The organism is Apilactobacillus waqarii (assembly GCF_019061205.1).
GTDB classification, from domain to species: Bacteria; Bacillota; Bacilli; order Lactobacillales; family Lactobacillaceae; genus Apilactobacillus; species Apilactobacillus waqarii.
Genome location: NZ_JAHQYH010000005.1, coordinates 1 through 16,751 on the forward strand (window position 1 = coordinate 1; position 16,751 = coordinate 16,751).

At 37.5% G+C, this 16,751-nt stretch carries 15 protein-coding genes and 2 tRNA genes; 10 read left to right on the plus strand and 7 right to left on the minus strand.

The window, feature by feature from the left end:
• The first annotated feature begins 4 nt into the window (after positions 1 to 4).
• Positions 5 to 85 (plus strand): IS3 family transposase, encoded by an 81-nt coding sequence (locus KTJ72_RS07195; protein ID WP_225349253.1) that lies wholly within the window; start codon positions 5 to 7, stop codon positions 83 to 85.
• Between the two features lie 63 nt (positions 86 to 148).
• Here the strand turns inward: KTJ72_RS07195 and KTJ72_RS04300 are convergent.
• Positions 149 to 222, minus strand: a tRNA-Glu gene (locus tag KTJ72_RS04300).
• A 117-nt stretch (positions 223 to 339) separates the two neighbouring features.
• On the opposite strand from KTJ72_RS04300, the gene KTJ72_RS04305 reads away from it, so the two are divergent.
• A tRNA-Gln gene (locus tag KTJ72_RS04305) sits at positions 340 to 412 on the plus strand.
• A gap of 55 nt (positions 413 to 467) precedes the next feature.
• On the opposite strand, the gene KTJ72_RS04310 is transcribed toward KTJ72_RS04305, so the two are convergent.
• Positions 468 to 1,094: an Ltp family lipoprotein gene (locus tag KTJ72_RS04310; protein ID WP_217304212.1), complete on the minus strand. Its 627-nt coding sequence runs from the start codon at positions 1,092 to 1,094 to the stop codon at positions 468 to 470.
• 205 nt (positions 1,095 to 1,299) lie between these two features.
• Between KTJ72_RS04310 and KTJ72_RS04315 the strand changes: the two genes are divergently transcribed.
• Both KTJ72_RS04315 and KTJ72_RS04320 read left to right on the plus strand, forming a co-directional pair.
• Positions 1,300 to 1,677, plus strand: a complete 378-nt coding sequence (locus tag KTJ72_RS04315) for a DUF1304 domain-containing protein (RefSeq protein ID WP_217304213.1) — start codon at positions 1,300 to 1,302, stop codon at positions 1,675 to 1,677.
• A 997-nt stretch (positions 1,678 to 2,674) separates the two neighbouring features.
• Positions 2,675 to 5,773, plus strand: a complete 3,099-nt coding sequence (locus KTJ72_RS04320; protein WP_217304214.1) for a glycoside hydrolase family 70 protein — start codon at positions 2,675 to 2,677, stop codon at positions 5,771 to 5,773.
• Between the two features lie 44 nt (positions 5,774 to 5,817).
• Here the strand turns inward: KTJ72_RS04320 and KTJ72_RS04325 are convergent, their stop codons facing one another.
• From KTJ72_RS04325 to KTJ72_RS04335, 3 genes are all read right to left on the minus strand, one after another.
• On the minus strand, positions 5,818 to 6,372 hold the full coding sequence (locus KTJ72_RS04325) for a cysteine hydrolase family protein (protein ID WP_217304241.1): 555 nt from the start codon (positions 6,370 to 6,372) through the stop codon (positions 5,818 to 5,820).
• 99 nt (positions 6,373 to 6,471) lie between these two features.
• A complete protein-coding gene (locus tag KTJ72_RS04330; RefSeq protein WP_217304215.1) occupies positions 6,472 to 6,828 on the minus strand; it encodes a hypothetical protein in 357 nt (118 codons plus the stop codon).
• Positions 6,829 to 6,937: 109 nt separating this feature from the next.
• The gene (locus KTJ72_RS04335; protein ID WP_041152760.1) at positions 6,938 to 7,267 is read right to left on the minus strand and encodes a hypothetical protein; all 330 of its coding nucleotides are present in this window, start codon (positions 7,265 to 7,267) and stop codon (positions 6,938 to 6,940) included.
• A gap of 132 nt (positions 7,268 to 7,399) precedes the next feature.
• Between KTJ72_RS04335 and KTJ72_RS04340 the strand changes: the two genes are divergently transcribed.
• The 3 genes from KTJ72_RS04340 to KTJ72_RS04350 are packed head-to-tail and all read left to right on the plus strand — an operon-like array spanning position 7,400 to position 11,967.
• A complete protein-coding gene (locus KTJ72_RS04340) occupies positions 7,400 to 9,133 on the plus strand; it encodes an ABC transporter ATP-binding protein (protein WP_217304216.1) in 1,734 nt (577 codons plus the stop codon).
• Positions 9,117 to 10,952 carry an ABC transporter ATP-binding protein gene (locus tag KTJ72_RS04345; protein WP_217304217.1) on the plus strand — a complete coding sequence of 612 codons (1,836 nt, stop codon included), beginning with the start codon at positions 9,117 to 9,119 and terminating at the stop codon, positions 10,950 to 10,952. The genes KTJ72_RS04340 and KTJ72_RS04345 overlap by 17 nt, the downstream gene beginning before the upstream one ends.
• A gap of 16 nt (positions 10,953 to 10,968) precedes the next feature.
• Positions 10,969 to 11,967, plus strand: a complete 999-nt coding sequence (locus tag KTJ72_RS04350) for a serine hydrolase domain-containing protein (protein WP_217304218.1) — start codon at positions 10,969 to 10,971, stop codon at positions 11,965 to 11,967.
• A gap of 38 nt (positions 11,968 to 12,005) precedes the next feature.
• On the opposite strand, the gene KTJ72_RS04355 is transcribed toward KTJ72_RS04350, so the two are convergent.
• Complete coding sequence (locus KTJ72_RS04355) at positions 12,006 to 12,716, minus strand: type 1 glutamine amidotransferase (RefSeq protein ID WP_034532051.1); 711 nt, start codon at positions 12,714 to 12,716, stop codon at positions 12,006 to 12,008.
• On the minus strand, positions 12,716 to 14,065 hold the full coding sequence (locus tag KTJ72_RS04360; protein ID WP_041152757.1) for a Mur ligase family protein: 1,350 nt from the start codon (positions 14,063 to 14,065) through the stop codon (positions 12,716 to 12,718). The genes KTJ72_RS04355 and KTJ72_RS04360 overlap by 1 nt, the downstream gene beginning before the upstream one ends.
• 170 nt (positions 14,066 to 14,235) lie before the next feature.
• Between KTJ72_RS04360 and KTJ72_RS04365 the strand changes: the two genes are divergently transcribed.
• The 3 genes from KTJ72_RS04365 to prmC are packed head-to-tail and all read left to right on the plus strand — an operon-like array spanning position 14,236 to position 16,748.
• Positions 14,236 to 14,820 carry a thymidine kinase gene (locus KTJ72_RS04365; protein WP_034534743.1) on the plus strand — a complete coding sequence of 195 codons (585 nt, stop codon included), beginning with the start codon at positions 14,236 to 14,238 and terminating at the stop codon, positions 14,818 to 14,820.
• Positions 14,821 to 14,830: 10 nt separating this feature from the next.
• Positions 14,831 to 15,913 (plus strand): peptide chain release factor 1, encoded by a 1,083-nt coding sequence (gene prfA, locus KTJ72_RS04370; RefSeq protein ID WP_034534741.1) that lies wholly within the window; start codon positions 14,831 to 14,833, stop codon positions 15,911 to 15,913.
• Positions 15,906 to 16,748, plus strand: coding sequence for a peptide chain release factor N(5)-glutamine methyltransferase (gene prmC, locus KTJ72_RS04375; RefSeq protein ID WP_217304219.1), 843 nt, complete (start codon positions 15,906 to 15,908; stop codon positions 16,746 to 16,748). Before prfA ends, prmC begins: the two co-directional genes overlap by 8 nt.
• Positions 16,749 to 16,751: the final 3 nt, after the last annotated feature.

Sequence of the window (16,751 nt, forward strand, 5' to 3'; positions counted from 1 at the left end):
ATGGATTGATTATTACAATAATCATCGTATTAAAACAAAACTAGGCGGAAAGTCACCGGTTCAATACCGGAAACTTTCCGCCTAGGAAAAACAATATAATAATGTACAACTTTTGGGGTGCACATCATGGCTGTCTTTTTCTTTATTATCACCCGCACGGGGATCGAACCCGTAACTCCGCCTTGAGAGGGCGACGTCTTAAACCAGTTTGACCAGCGGGCAATATCACTAATCAATCACTATACATTTATACTACTATTCATTTTTAGCACTGTCAATGCTGATAGGCGTTGACATAAGGGTATTTTGAGTATTAATATTAAATATGTAATCAGTTATTGAGTATTCGCCAAATTGGTAAGGCAGAGGACTCTGAATCCTTAATTTACTGGTTCGAATCCAGTATACTCAGTTTCTAAGCGTACATAAAAAAGCACCGTCACAATTAAGTGATGGTGCTTTTTTATTTAATTTAAGTTATTAATAGCGTATTGTGCTTGTGATGCTGTGAATTGTTCACCGTAACTAGAAGTTAGTTGATTGTAAATCTCGCTTTTTGACATGTGATAATCATCAACATATTTTTGCGCGGTTGCTAGGGCATTTTGATTCCAATCAACACCATCTAGATGATTGATTGCGTAGTTAGCATCGCTTGAAGAGAAGTTACCACCATAACTAGAAGTTAGTTGATCATAAATTTTGGCCTTTGACATGTTTGCGTCGTTAGCGTAATAATCAGCTTGTTGTAGAGCACTTTGTTGATCAGTGGTTGCATCTGAATCAGAATCATCACTGTTTGTGTCTGAACTACTGTCATCAATAGTAGAAGAACTATCATCGTTTGTATCGGTACTTTCGTCATTACTGTCATAATCTGAAGTATCGTTAGAATCGCTGTCATCATCATCTTTTGAACTATCTGAATCGCTGTCGTCATCCTTTGATACTTGAGTTGTATCCGCGCTATCGGTTGATGTATCACTGCTTGCGCTTGAACCAATTATACAAATCAAGAAAAGAAAGAAGAAAGCGGATATGATGACCCATACCCACCATAGTTTGTACCATGGTTTAACATTATTATTTTGCATTATTTACCACCCTCATAGAAAAATACGTAAATAATCATAGCACGTTAAAACGTTGGTTTTATAAGGATGAGACAAGTTTAATAGCAATATAATCAGCATATAATTTTTATTTCATTTAAGAAATTCTAAACAATCCACCCAATTCCCAACCATTTGCTTCTATTATGTTAGAATCGAGTTAAACGAAGGGTAAGGAGTGATTAGTTTGCAAATTATTAGTGATGTATTAGCGTTAATTGTCGCGATTGAAGCATTGTTCATCATGATTGTAGAAATGTTCTTTAGTCGTACCAAGATGGCTCAAAGGGCATTTGATCTATCGATGGAATACCTATTTACACCAGAGACAAAGATTAGCATGGCTAACCAAGGCCTATACAATGGTTTTATCGGTGTCGGAATTTTATTGACGATGTTTGTTCTACCTCAATCAATTGCAACATTTAACTTATATCTATTTATAGGATTTGTGGTTGTTGCTGCCATTTTTGGTGGTTTTACTGCTAAGAAAAAGATTATCATCACACAAGGTTTGCCAGCCGCATTGGCATTGATCTCATTATTTATAACAAATAACATTTAATACACAGACGTCACTTGATAGTGGCGTTTTTTTTACGAAAAAATCCTTATCATATGGCAGATAAGGATTCTTAGAGAAGATTATAGTATATGTAAAACCAACACGATTAAGGCAGTTAAGATCGTCTTAATCATTAGTGGCCAGTCAATTACGTCTAACGTGAAGAGAATGACTTCGAAGACAACGAAGAAAATCTCAAAAATGGCTAGCTTTTTTAACTGCACATTCTCAACGAACATGATGAGTAGTTGTGCAATTAAACAAATTACTAGGGTAATTAGCGAGAGGACGTAAAACCAGCTATATATTTGGGAAAATCCCTCAGTTTCCATCCGATTGGAGGTTTCCAAAAGGATTAGGCCAAATACTAGACTAGAGATTAGTAGGTATAGATTTGCGAATATACATAGTAATCGGAAAGTCTTATTGTTATTCTTTTTCAATTTTTCTCCCCCTTAGTAGTTATCAGCTATATTGAAAAGGAATATTCGTATTTTACAACTTTTATATGAGAGAAAGGTAAAGTCGGATTTTAGAATGAAAGATGAAAATAAAAAATCCTTCATCGTATATGGCAATTTTATAAAGTGACAGCACCGCTCTAATAGCTAAATGGCTTAACCGTGGGGAATTGATGCTTTTAGAAAGATTTAACCATTATGATAGAAAATTATACACTTTGTCTAAAAATGCTGTTTATATTTTATCGTATTCTTATTTAAAGTGGCTTGAATCAGATCATTTAATCCGGTCGATAAAATGGATGAAGATTAAAAATTAATAAGCTAGATTCATTGGTTTCCTTAAAAGTAACAAATATGTAATATTTGAATGGAAATTGATGATATAGCCTATTTATAAGCATTCTTATATTACAATAACTTTAAAAATCACGTGAAACTTAAACGAAACTTAAAATTTTCTTTTAAAATAATTATATAAAGTATATAATTTCTTTTGTTTCAATTATAAAATTTTAGTTAGGGGTTTTTAAGTTATGAATTATAACCAAGATGCAAAGTTACATTATAGAATGTACAAATCTGGAAAATCATGGGTAATTGCCGCCGTTGTGGCAGTCACCATGGGAACTGGTTTATACATGACCCAAACAACAGCTCACGCTGATGTTAAACCTGCGACTGATAAGACAACTGCTCCAGCTACTGTCCAACCAACAGCAACTACTACAGCTGCCCAACAAGGCGCAAGCACTACAGACACTACTGCTAAGAGTGATACTGATAAAGGTGGCACAGCTACTTCAACTGTTACTACAGGTGAAGCAAGTGCTCATAGTGACAATTCTGACAGTAAGAACGACAAGGAATACAATAACCCAGCTGGTACCAATGCTGCGAATTCAAACGGTACAGATGCCAACACTAACAACCAAACAGTGAATGCATCAAACGCTACTCCGGTTCAAGCGCCAGTTACTGGCAATGATAGCACCGCTAACCAAATCACCAGTAATAACGTTACTGTAGCTACTGGTGATACAAACAAAGATAACACTACAAGCAACAACACTAACAATACAAATACTACTGAACAAAATGCTAGTGCTAATAAGACTACTACATACAAGAAAGTTATATTAATCAAGCCTAGATCATTTAACAACAGTCAAATTAAGCAATTCAATCAATACAATGTTCCAGTTAAGTTTACTAAAAAGTACGTAACTAACATTGATGGTTACCTAACTGCTGATACTTGGTACCAACCAAAGAAGATTTACCGTAATGGTAAGAAGTGGTCAAAATCAACCAAGAAAGATTTCAGACCAATCTTAATGTACTGGTGGCCAACTAAGACTGTTAAAGCTAACTACGCCAACTACTTTAACAAGTCACTAAATATTAATGACAAGAAGAAATACACTGCTAAGAGTAATGCTAAGAAGCTAACCAAAGCTGTTTTAAATATTCAAACTAACATTGAAAAGACCATTACTAAGACTAAGCATGTTAAATGGTTACGCAATGCCATGACCAGTTTCATCAAGACTCAAAGCATGTGGAATGCTAAGAGTGAAAAACCAGTATATGGTTGGGGAAACCTACAAGGTGGAAGCTTCAAGTACGTTAACAGCAAGACTACCAAGAATGCTAATTCTAGATACAGATTGCTAGGTCGCGCGTACACCATGCAAAAGAAGAACAACTACAAGAACTACGAATTGTTACTAGCTAACGATATCGATAATTCAAACCCAGCTGTTCAAGCAGAAGATCTAAACAACTTCTACTACCTAATGAATATCAGTTCAATCCTAGGTAAGGGTTCAGATGGTAACTTTGATGGTGGTAGAGAAGATGCTACTGGTAGTATGGATTACGACATTACTCAATTAATCGAAAACTTCCAAACTAAGCGTTTCAACATGACATCAGACGCTAAGGCCAATGCTCACTTGAACCTACTTGAAGATGGTGCACCAGAATCACGTGTATCAGTTGCTCAAGATGGTAACAAGGGATTAACCCATGATATGGATAACACCAATACATTAGTATACCCATTCACCTTAGCTCCAGGTAAACGTAGTCAACTTAGCCAAGTTATCACTAATGACTGGGTTAACAGAGGTGACGACTACACAGAAAACCAAGTTACTCCAAACTACTCATTCCTAAATGTTCATGATGGTGTTCAAACATTTATTGCTAACATCATTTCTGATATTTCAAAGGATAACCCAAATGCTCCTACCAAGGCAGTATTGAACAAGGCTATCAAGATTTACGATCAAGATCAATTCGCAACTAACAAGAAGTATGCAGAATACAATATTCCAGCAGCATACTCATTACTACTTTCAAACAAAGATGTAGTTCCTCGTGTCTACTATGGTGATTTATATCTAGAAGGTGACCAATACATGGCTACCAAGTCACCATACTTCGACTCAATTACTACCATGCTAAAAGACCGTGTTAAGTACGTTTCTGGTGGTCAACAAATGAGAATGCAAGGAAACGACATTTTAACCTCAGTTCGTTTTGGTAAAGGCGACTTAACACCAACCAGTACTAGTGCACAAGGTCGTTTATCTGGATACTTATCAGTAACTTCAAACAACCCAGATGTATCAATTACTAGTCCAATCAAGATTTACATGGGTGCAGACCACAAGAACCAAGAATACCGTCCAGAATTAATGACTACCAAAGATGGTTTGACTGTATTCCACAATGATCAAGAAGCAAGCAAGTACGTTGTTAAGACAGATGCTGATGGTTACCTATACCTAGATGGCACTCAAGTATTTGGTGCAAGCAACCCAATGGTTTCAGGTTACCTATCAACTTGGGTACCTGTAGGGGCAAGTGATAACCAAGACGTTAGAACTCAAGCTTCAACCAAGAAGAGTAAAGATGGTAAGACATTCCATTCAAACGCAGCCCTAGATTCACACGTTGCTTACGAAGGATTCTCATCATTACAACCAATCACTAAGAATAATAGCAAGAAGACCGATGTTGTGATCGCACAAAACGCAAGTTTATTCAAGGAATTAGGAATCACTGATTTTGAATTCCCAGGTCACTACATGCCAGTTCACAACGATTCATCATTCGTTGATACTACTGAAGAAAATGGTTATGCATTCTCTGATCGTTACAACTTAGGTATGGATGGTAAGTCAACTAAGTACGGTACTGTTGATCAATTAATCGACGCCAATAAGGCATTACATGCTCAAGGTGTTCACACATTAACCGACTACGTTATGAACCAACTATATGACTTAAACGGTCAAGAATTAACTACTGTTACTCGTATCGATGGTTTTGGTAAGAAACCTAAGAACAAGAAAGACCAAATCAACAACGCGCTATACGTTGCAAGTACCAAGAGTAGCAAGAAGGATTACCAATACAAGTTTGGTGGTAAGTTCTTGTCAATGTTGAAGAAGAAGTATCCTTCATTATTCAAACAAAAGCAAAAATCAACCAACGAACCAATTGATTCTAAGACACATATCAAGATTTGGAGTGCTAAGTACATGAATGGTACAAGTATCCAAGGTAAGGGTATGGGTTACCTTCTAAAGAAGAACGGCCAATACTTCAAGTTACACAAGTAAAAAGCCAATAAAAAAGAAGCTATCGTTTGATAGCTTCTTTTTGTTTACTTAACAGTAGCGCCAAGACTGCTTTTGAAGTGACTTAGTGCGAAGTCATGACCAGCTTGAGTTAATCCAGCGACACCTTTTTCATGCACAACCACGTCGTAGTTTAGGTTGTATGCGGAAATAGCAGTGTGTAGTACACAAATATCAGTGCAGACACCTACAAGGTGTAATGTATCAATTTTTCTTTCGCGTAAACGAAGATCTAAATCAGTTCCGGCAAAGGCACTGTATCTAGTCTTGTCGTACATGTATACTTTTTCTTCATCTTTGTGTTCGTTGTACCAGTCGTTTAGTTTTCCGTAGAAATCACGGCCCCAGGTGTCCTTTAAGTTGTGTGGTGGAAACAACTTGGTTTCAGGGTGGTAGGGGTTATTTTCTTGATGCAAGTCGGTTGGTAGGATGACCCACTTGCCATCTTGGCGAAATTCTTCGGCTAAATCAACAATGTAATCAACTAGCACTTGGCCAGTTTTTCCAACGGTTAGCTTTCCTTTGTCATCAACAAAATCGTTTGTGTAATCAATAATCAGTAGGGCTTCATTACTCATAATGGATAACTCCTTAATTAAATTACTACTATTATATACGAGTATTTACAAATAACCAGTTTTATTTATCGAAAATATAAGAAAAAAGTAGGACAAAATGTCCTACTTAAATTTTAATAAGTCTAAATCCATCACGTTTAAAATGTTTGTGATAATCACAATCCAATTCATAACTACCAATTCAAGATTAACGTCAGGAGTAAGCATGCAGGCAGCAAAGAAGACTAAGACTAGAATTCCTAAAAAAACTTCCTTTGCTAGTATGCTTCTCAAAAAGAAATTACAGATAATTTGAATTAAGTAGCATAGAGCGAGGACAAAGAATAGTAAGCCGATCATAACGGCATTTTCAATGTCGATACCATCAGAAAATGTGTATACCATTCCGGTCGCCATATATAAGGCCACCAGGAAGAATTCGCAGATTGAGATGATAATCGCGGCAATCTTACTGTTCATTTCATAACTCCATTTTTTAAACTAACAGTATAAAATAATACTATTTGCAACAAAATACGTCAAGTTGTTGCTTTTTATAGTATAAAAATTTTGTTATAGTATAATGTGATTATTCAAAAGATAAATCAAGGAAATATTTACCGAGGTCTAATATATGACTGGTAGAAATCCAGACGTCGTTAAACGCCATGGAGCTTGTATCGGTCATTTCACTGAAGTAATCCAAAAGGTGACTGTTTTCTTCTAAAAATGATCTATTCATGCGGTTAGCACGAATCCGATTTTTAGGGAAGAAGAGGTCAGGATTACCGACAGCAACATCGTCTTGAATTAGCATTTGGATGGCGTTGTTGTACTTATTATTATTAATGATGACCTTGTCAGGATTGTTTTTAACAAACGTCAAGACGTTTCTTAATGCATCAGAATTACTTCCCATAGTATTACTCCTTTGTGTGTATTTAATAAAAGGGTAATGCAATCCCTTTTAAAATCAACGAGTAGAGTATATAATAATCTTTTGAATTTTAAAACGGCAATTACTAAAAAATCGTTCGGAGTGAATGTAAATATGATAAAACTTGCTAAGAAGTATTTAGTATGGTGGGCAGTTGTTGCAGCTGTCCTATTTATGGTTGTACAAGTCTCATGTGACTTGTATTTACCAACCGTTACTTCTAACTTAATCGATAAAGGGGTCGCTCAAAATGATATTAACTATATCTGGACTCAAGGTCTTAAGATGTTAGGAGTTGCGTTTATCGGGGTACTAGCAGCAGGGGGTAATATCTTCTTTGCTGCCACCCAATCCCAAAAGATGGGTAAGAAAATTAGATCAGCTTTATATCGTAAGATTATTTATTTAGCTGACCAAGACTTGGATAAGTTTGGGGATGCATCATTGATTACTAGAAATACCAATGATGTTGTCCAAATCCAAAACGTAATGATTCAAGTATTAAGAATGATGGTAATGGCACCAATTATGTTAGTAGGTGCAATGGTATTGGCCTTTGTTAAGAGTCCACATCTTACCGTTGTCTTCCTATGTGCATTAGGTGTCTTATTAGTGTCTGTATTTGTCATCATGTCATTTGCCGGACCTCTATTTAAGAAGTTACAAGGCCAAACAGATAGATTGAACTTGGTTTTTAGAGAAGGACTAACCGGTGTTCGTGTTATTCGTGCATTTAACCGTGATCAATATGAACAAGACCGTTTTGACAAGTACAACAACAAGTACGCTAAGACAGGAATTAGAGTCTTCATGCTTACTTCTTTAATGTTCCCACTTATGACTTTCATCCTAAGTGGAACCAACGTTGGAATCGTATGGTTTGGGGCCAAGATGATTTCTACTAACTCACTTGCTGTTGGTAACTTGGTATCATTTATGACTTATGCTACTCAAATCTTGATTAGTTTTATGATGCTTTCAATGCTTTTTGTATTTATTCCTAGAGCACAAGCATCTGCAAGTCGTATCAACGAAGTATTAGACGTTAACGATTCAATCGTTGATGCTGATGAAACTGTTGAACCAAAATCTGATACTGCTAGTCTTTCATTTGACCACGTGGACTTCAGATACGGTGACAGCAAGAAGTTAGCACTTCAAGACATTAACTTCTCAGCTAAGGCCGGTCAAACCGTCGCCATTATTGGTGAAACTGGTTCTGGTAAGTCTAGTTTAGTTAACTTGATTCCGCGTTTATACGACGTTTCAAATGGTGAAATCAAGATTGATGACACTCCAATCAAGGATATGTCACAAAAAGAACTTCACAAGTTAATCTCAATCACTCAACAAAAGGCAGTCCTATTCACCGGTACTGTTAAAGAAAACATGATGTATGGTAATGAAGATGCTACAGATGATGAAATCTGGCATGCACTAGAAGTTGCTAAGGCAGCTGACTTCGTTAAAGAAGAAGGCGGATTAGACACCCGTGTTGAACAAAACGGGGACAACTTCTCTGGTGGACAAAAACAACGTTTAGCAATCGCTAGAACTATTCTAAAGAACGCTGACGTTTATGTATTTGATGACTCATTCTCAGCACTGGACTTCAAAACCGATGCCGAATTAAGACAAGCATTGAACAAGGATGAAAAGATTCAAAGCGCTGTAACAGTGATTGTGGCCCAAAGAATCTCAACAGTTGCCGATGCTGATGTCATCTTGGTATTGAACAATGGTAAGGTCGTTGGATCAGGTACTCACGCAGAACTATCCAAGGATAACCCATATTACCGTGCTATCTTAGACTCACAAATTAAGAAGGGAGATGACGATCGTGCATAATCATGGAAAAGGAAAAGGCGCAAAAGCAGAAAACTTCTGGTCAGCAACATGGCGCTTAGTGAAGTATGTTAAACCATGGATGCTAGGAATCATCTTCACATTAATCATGGCAATTGCTGCTGTGGTACTACAAATTGTTACTCCTAAGATTTTAGGGGAAGCTACAACTGAAATTTACAAGGGTGTTATGAAGGCCTTTGTGATGAAGAAACAAGGCTTACACGTTTCTTCAATTCCAATCGATTTTACAGCGGTTGGTCATATCCTAATTACAGTTGCTTCATTATATATCTTGGCTGCGTTATTCAACGTTGGTCAACAATTCATTATGACTTACGTTTCTCAAAAGGTTGTTTACCAATTGAGAAAGGATTTGAAAGCTAAACTGGAACGTTTACCAATCTCATACTATGACACTCATTCCAATGGGGATATCATGTCTAGAATGATCAACGATATGGATAACATTTCTACAATGCTTCAAACCAACTTAACGCAATTCATCACCAGTGTGCTTCTATTCTTTGGTGTGCTATACATGATGTTAACCATTAGTTTCTCACTAACATTGGTTGCTATCTGTACACTTCCATTGATTGGAATCATTGTAGGTGTAGTTGCTCCTAAGTCACAACGTTTCTTCAGTAAGCAACAAAGTCACTTGGGTGATGTTAACAGTCAAGTTGAAGAAAACTTTGCTGGTCACACCATCATCAAGACTTTCAACCGTGAAGAAGAAGCCATCAAGCAATTCGAAGAACAAAACGATAAATACTACAGCTACGCATGGAAGGCTCAATTTGTATCTAGTTTTATGTTCCCATTAATGAACTTCGTTAAGAACCTAAACTACGTTTTCGTAGCCATTTTTGGTGGAATTAAGGTAGCCGCTGGTGCCGTTACTTTAGGTAATGTTCAAGCATTCCTACAATACGTCAACATGTTTAACCAACCAATCACCAACCTAGCTAACTTAACGAATACCATTCAATCAACTATCGCATCTGCTGAACGTATCTTTAAGGTCTTAGATGAACCTGAAATGCAAGATTCAGATGTGAAGTTGGCACATGAAGAAACTAACGACAAGATTAAGTTTGAAGACGTTAACTTCAGATATGTTGAAGACACTCCTTTAATTAAGGACTTCAACCTAGACGTTCCAAAGGGAACCACAGTCGCTATCGTTGGACCAACTGGTGCTGGTAAGACAACCATCATCAACTTGCTAGAACGTTTCTACGATATCGATTCTGGATCAATCAAGCTAGATGGTGTTGATACTCGGGAATACTCACGTAGTGAACTTAGATCACACATCTCAATGGTGCTACAAGATAGCTGGTTATTCACTGGTACCATCTTCGATAACATCAAGTATGGTAATGCTAACGCTACCGATGAAGAAGTATATCAAGCAGCTAAGGAAGCTCAAGCAGACGAATTCATTGAAAAGTTACCTGACGGATACGATACTGTATTAAATGAAGCAGCATCAAACGTTTCTCAAGGTCAACGTCAATTAATCACAATTGCACGTGCATTCCTAGCTAACCCAGAAATCCTAATCTTGGATGAAGCAACTAGTTCAGTTGATACTAGAACCGAATCACTAATCCAAGACGCAATGGACCGTTTGATTCAAGGACGTACTAGTTTCGTTGTTGCCCACAGATTATCAACTGTGCAAAATGCGGAAAAGATTATTGTGATGAACCATGGACAAATTAAAGAAACTGGTAACCACAAGTCATTAATGGAACAAAATGGTTTCTATGCTGACTTATACAACTCACAATTTATTGGTAACAATTTATAATTAGGTGATGAAGACGATGAAATATAATAAGACGGAATTGGCGATTCAAAAGTTAGTCGACGATGGGGTTGTTCCCGGTGTTAACTATGCATTTATCGATGAAGATGGCACTCAACGTCATTTAATCGGAAACAAACAACTAGTTCCTAAAGAGGTGCCTTTAGACGATGGTCATTTGATTTATGATATGGCATCCTTGACCAAGGTTGTTGGAACCACGATGGTAATTTTAAAACTATCCGAAGACGGTAAACTATCACTAGAGGATTCAATCAGTGACTATTTACCAGAATGGCAATATCCAGAAGTGACAGTGCGTAATCTAATTACCCACACTTCAGGAATTGAGGGCTACATTCCACATCGTGATCAACTAGACCATGATGAACTAATTAAAGCTTTGTTGGGATTGAAAGCGGGTGCTGGTTTAAACCATGAAATGCACTATGCCGATGTCAACTTTATCTTCTTAGGATTAATTGCTAAGCAGGTGACTGGCAAAGCCATTCAACCTTTAATTGAGGAAATGGTCTTAAAACCATTACACATGGTAAACAGTTCATTTCATCCTGATGCCAAGAAGTCTGTACCAACCACATACGATAAAGAACACGGGATGTTACAAGGCCATGTTCATGATCCAAAGGCACAAGTATTAGGAGAAGACTGTGGTTCAGCCGGACTATTCAGTAATATGGATGACTTATTGTTGTTTGTGGAATCAGTATTGAATCCAGATGACAATCCAGTTCTAAGTTCTGACACGGTCCGTGGTTTTTACACCGATCAGACTAAGCATGACTTAGGCCGAAGCTATGGATTTGAAAGAATTAATTACGAGGGGATGCCATTTATCTGGCAATCTGGTTTTACTGGAACCTTTATCGTGATTATTCCTGAAAAGAAACACGCTATGGTATTTCTATCCAACCGCATTCATCCAGTATCACCAAACGAATATTATATTGAACGTCGTAAACCTTTGATTGAAACCTATTTAAACGAAAACAAATAAAAAAAGACGGATACTTAAAGTATCCGTCTTTTTGTTTATCAATATGATTCGGAAACGTCAATCTTTTCTTGAGCAGAGAAGTCATCGTTAGGGTAACGACGCTTCAACGCCTTGATTAAGATGTGTTTTGCGATGATGTTGTTTCTAGCTAGAATAGGACCGTGGAAGTATGTGCAGTAAACGTTTTTGAAGATTGCGCCTTCAGCTTGATCGGTACCATTATTACCGTAACCTTGTTCAACGTCACCTAATGGACGTTCACCATTTCCAGTGTAAGTAACACCTTGGTGGTTTTCGAAACCGTGGTAAACTTCACCGGTTTCCTTGTTTTTAATCTTGATGTCACCGATGAAGCGGTTGTCATGTTGTTGTTCGGTGTAGTGGTCTAATACGCCGATACCTGGAATCTTGTTTCCTTCAGCATCAATGTAGTACTTACCTAGAAGTTGGTAACCACCACAGATAGCTAACAAGCAACCATCTGAATCGATGAACTTTTTGATTTCATCTTTTTTAGTTTGGAAGTCTTTTGAAACAATGCTTTGTTCAAAATCTTGGCCACCACCGAATACGGCGATGTCATAGTCATCAGACTTGAAGTCTTCGTCTAAACTAACGACTTGTGATTCAACGTTGATGCCCATTTTCTTTCCATAGTATTTAAGAACTAAGATATTTCCTAAATCACCGTAGGTATTCATCAAATCACCGTATAGATGGGCAATGTGTAATGTATATTCTTTGGTCATTATTCCATACCTCCCTTAATGTAACCTTTTTCTGCAAAGTCTTTTCTTAATTGAAGCATTGCAGTGTAGGTAGCTAGGATGTAAACCTTCTTAGTTGGTAGAGTAGGGATTTCTTCGACTACCTTTTCTAGGTTAGGTTGAACTTCATGGATGTTTTCATCCACACCGGCAACCTTAAATCTAAAGGTAATGTCCTTGTATCTTTCACCACCAGTGATGAACTTCTTGATTGGCATCTTGGTGAAACGTTCGAATTCACCGTCCCAAATCCAACTAGTGTCAATTCCGTCAGCGTAGTTGGCGTTTAGTAGACAGATTAGTGAGAAGTCATCTTTTTCCTTTGAAATGGTATCGATAACTTGGTTTAGACCAACAGGGTTCTTAACCAATACTAATGTAGTTTCCTTACCATCGATATCGATTAATTCTTGACGACCAAAGACACGTTCGTTGGCAGTAAATGCGTTAGCGATGTCTTTTGGATCAACGTCTAAGAAACGACCCACTGAATAAGCGGCTAGGGCATTGTAGATGTTGTATACTCCACCAATACCGATTGATAGGTCTTGGCCATCGACAGTGAAGTCAGATGAGTTAGGAGTTAATGCACCTAGCTTAGTTAATTCATGAGTTAGTTCTGGGCGCTTGAAGCCACAGTGTTCACAGAAGTAGTTACCTAAGTTGGCGTAACTGATGTAGTGGTAGTGCAAGATGTTTTGACATACTGGACATAAGACACCATCAGTATTTGGTTCCGCCTTGAAGTTTTCGCTGTCATCATGATTCTTGAATCCGTAGTAAATCTTTGGATTTGGTAAATCAACGGAGTTAAAGATTGGTGCATCACCGTTAGCAATGATAGTAGCTTCTGGAGCTAGTTTGACACCATCAATAATCTTCTTGTAGGTAGTGTAGATTTCACCATAACGATCCATTTGATCACGGAAGATGTTAGTGAAGACAAAGGCGATTGGTTTAACGTACTGAGTTAGTTTAATAACGTTTGCTTCATCAACTTCCAAGACAGCAAGTGGACGGTTGGTCTTAGGGTTTTTAGCTTTTAGGAATGTAGTTACTAGACCTTGCTCCATATTTGAACCAGATGGGTTAGTAACAACGTTTTGGTATTTTTGTTTTAGCACTTGAACAGTAAGTGCAGTGGTTAGGGTTTTTCCGTTAGTACCAGTAACCACAATAATGTCATAGTTTTGACCTAGATGTTTTAAAATCGCTGGATCAATTGCGGTGGTAATCTTTCCAGGAAGAGAACTTCCCCCGTTCATAAAGGTATGTAAAAACCAGTATGAAGACTTACCAGCAAAAGTCGCAAATTCGCTTCTTATAGACATTGCTTGTACTCCTTAATTAATTAATACACAAAATTTTATCATACTTTACTATTATAGACCGAATAATTGCATTATTTCAGTAAAATGATGTAAATTCTTTGGAACTGTCGAAATTAATTCATAAATCAGCTATAATAATAAATGAAAAAATACAGAAAGCGAGTTTAATCATGGCACAACTATATTATCGCTACGGGGCAATGAACAGTGGAAAGTCCATTGAAATCATCAAAGTTGCTCATAATTATGAAGAACAAGGTAAATCAGTCGTAATCATGACAAGTGCATTGGACACAAGGGAAGAAAGAGGTACTGTTGCATCCCGAGTAGGATTAAGCAGAGGTGCACATGTGATTGAAGCGGATTCTGATTGCTTTGAAATGGTCAAAGAAATTGACCCAGATGCTAGTTGTATCTTAATTGACGAAGCCCAATTTTTAACTAAGGCTCACGTCTTACAATTAGCGAAGATTGTCGATGAACTATCGATTCCAGTAATCGCGTTTGGTCTAAAAAATGACTTCCAAAACAAGTTGTTTGAAGGATCTGAAGCGTTATTGTTATATGCTGACAAGATTGAAGAAATGAAGACTATTTGTTGGTTCTGTGGTCGCAAGGCTACAATGAATCTTCGTTTCCATGACAATCAACCAGTATATGAAGGTGAACAAATTCAAGTAGGTGGAAATGAATCATACTACCCAGTATGTCGTAAGCATTATTTCAACCCACCTTTGGACGAAATGGGAAAGTGAGGAATAATTAATGGATGAAATATTTGAAAAGCTGCAATCAGTAGTTGATCGATACGATGAACTAAACGAATTGATCAGTGACCCAGAAGTTATCGCAGATACAAAACGTTTCATGGAACTATCTAAAGAAGAAGGTAGTTTAAGAGAAGTTGTTGCTGCTTACAACAAGTACAAGGACGTAGTCTCTCAACTAGAAGACGACAAGGCCATGCTTGCTGAAAAGCTAGACGATGACATGAATGAAATGGTTAAGAGTGAAATTAGTGAACTAGAACCACAAAAGGCTGAACTTGAAGAACAAATCAAGATTATGCTATTACCTAAGGACCCTAATGATGACAAGAACATCATCATGGAAATCCATGGTGCTGCTGGTGGGGATGAAGGTAGTCTATTTGCTGCCGACCTATACAACATGTACATTCGTTACGCTGAAAGTCAAGGCTGGAAGACATCAATCATTGATGAAAGTGACACCGAAGTTGGTGGATTTAAGGAAATCGCCATCATGATTCAAGGTGATAACGTATATTCTAAGTTGAAGTTTGAAAACGGTGCTCACCGTGTTCAACGTGTTCCTTCAACCGAATCAGCTGGTCGTATTCATACTTCAACTGCTACTGTTGGTGTTATGCCGGAAGCAGAAGACGTTGACTTAGAAATCGATCCAAAAGACATCAAGACCGATGTTTACCGTGCATCTGGTGCCGGTGGACAACACGTTAACAAGACTTCTTCAGCGGTTAGAATGACCCACTTGCCTACAGGTATTGTTGTTGCTATGCAAGATGAACGTTCACAACAACAAAACCGTGCTAAGGCAATGCAAGTGTTGAAGTCACGTGTATACGATTATTACCAACAACAAGAAGAAGATAAGTATGACGCTGAAAGAAAATCAGCCGTGGGTACTGGTGATCGTTCAGAAAGAATTAGAACTTACAACTATCCTCAAAACCGTGTTACTGACCACCGTATTGGTTTAACAGTTAACAAGTTGGATAAGGTTATGAATGGTGACTTAGAAGATATCATTGACGCATTGATTCTATCTGACCAAACCGAAAAGTTGGAGCAACTAAAGAATGAATAATATGACTTATTTTGAAGCCCAGAAAAGGGCTTCTTTTCTTATCTCCGAAAAAAATCTAGATGAGGAGACCGCCAAGCTATTCTTAATGGAGATGTTTGGTTTCGATAATACCCACTTACTGTTGCATTATCGTGACGAAATGAAACAAGAAGACGTTAAAAGATACTTTGATTGGATTGACCAATATCTAAATGGCCAACCAGCTCAATATATCATCGGTGAGACAGAGTTTTACGGTAATCGTTTTAAAGTCGATGATAGAGTCCTAATTCCACGCCCCGAAACAGAGGAATTAGTAGAGTGGCTATTGACTGATTTTGCTGATCAAAAAAAACTAAAAGTGCTCGACATGGGAACTGGAAGTGGTGCAATTGCTATTTCCATTAGCAAGGAACATCCAGACTGGCAGGTAGATGCTGCTGACATCTCCGCAAAAGCCTTACAGGTAGCCGGTTTGAACAATGAAATGAACAAAACGAACGTTAGGTTCATCGAGAGTGACTTATTTAACGCAATAACCGAAGATTATGACGTGATTATTAGTAATCCTCCTTATATTTCCGAATATGAAATTAAGTATATGGATGAAAGTGTCATAGAACACGAACCAAAAGAAGCATTGTTTGCAAAAAATAATGGCTTATTTATGTATCAAAAAATCGCGGATTATATTAAAATAAAGAAGGACACTGTACACGGCAGTTTATATCTCGAAATTGGGTTTAAACAAACTGATGCAGTAACCGAGATTTTTACCGGATCCATTCCAGGATGCGAAGTCACTAGTCGTAAAGACTTCTTCGGTAATCCGCGAATGATTCGAGTTAAGTATTAGGGG

Excerpts from the sequence above, each read along its gene's own strand:
- KTJ72_RS04310 (WP_217304212.1), bottom strand. The coding sequence starts at position 1,094 with ATGCAAAATAATAATGTTAAACCATGGTACAAACTATGGTGGGTATGG.
- KTJ72_RS04320 (WP_217304214.1), top strand. The coding sequence starts at position 2,675 with ATGAATTATAACCAAGATGCAAAGTTACATTATAGAATGTACAAATCT.
- KTJ72_RS04330 (WP_217304215.1), bottom strand. The coding sequence starts at position 6,828 with ATGAACAGTAAGATTGCCGCGATTATCATCTCAATCTGCGAATTCTTC.
- KTJ72_RS04335 (WP_041152760.1), bottom strand. The coding sequence starts at position 7,267 with ATGGGAAGTAATTCTGATGCATTAAGAAACGTCTTGACGTTTGTTAAA.
- KTJ72_RS04340 (WP_217304216.1), top strand. The coding sequence starts at position 7,400 with ATGATAAAACTTGCTAAGAAGTATTTAGTATGGTGGGCAGTTGTTGCA.
- KTJ72_RS04345 (WP_217304217.1), top strand. The coding sequence starts at position 9,117 with ATGACGATCGTGCATAATCATGGAAAAGGAAAAGGCGCAAAAGCAGAA.
- KTJ72_RS04350 (WP_217304218.1), top strand. The coding sequence starts at position 10,969 with ATGAAATATAATAAGACGGAATTGGCGATTCAAAAGTTAGTCGACGAT.
- KTJ72_RS04355 (WP_034532051.1), bottom strand. The coding sequence starts at position 12,716 with ATGACCAAAGAATATACATTACACATTGCCCATCTATACGGTGATTTG.
- KTJ72_RS04360 (WP_041152757.1), bottom strand. The coding sequence starts at position 14,065 with ATGTCTATAAGAAGCGAATTTGCGACTTTTGCTGGTAAGTCTTCATAC.
- KTJ72_RS04365 (WP_034534743.1), top strand. The coding sequence starts at position 14,236 with ATGGCACAACTATATTATCGCTACGGGGCAATGAACAGTGGAAAGTCC.
- prfA (WP_034534741.1), top strand. The coding sequence starts at position 14,831 with ATGGATGAAATATTTGAAAAGCTGCAATCAGTAGTTGATCGATACGAT.
- prmC (WP_217304219.1), top strand. The coding sequence starts at position 15,906 with ATGAATAATATGACTTATTTTGAAGCCCAGAAAAGGGCTTCTTTTCTT.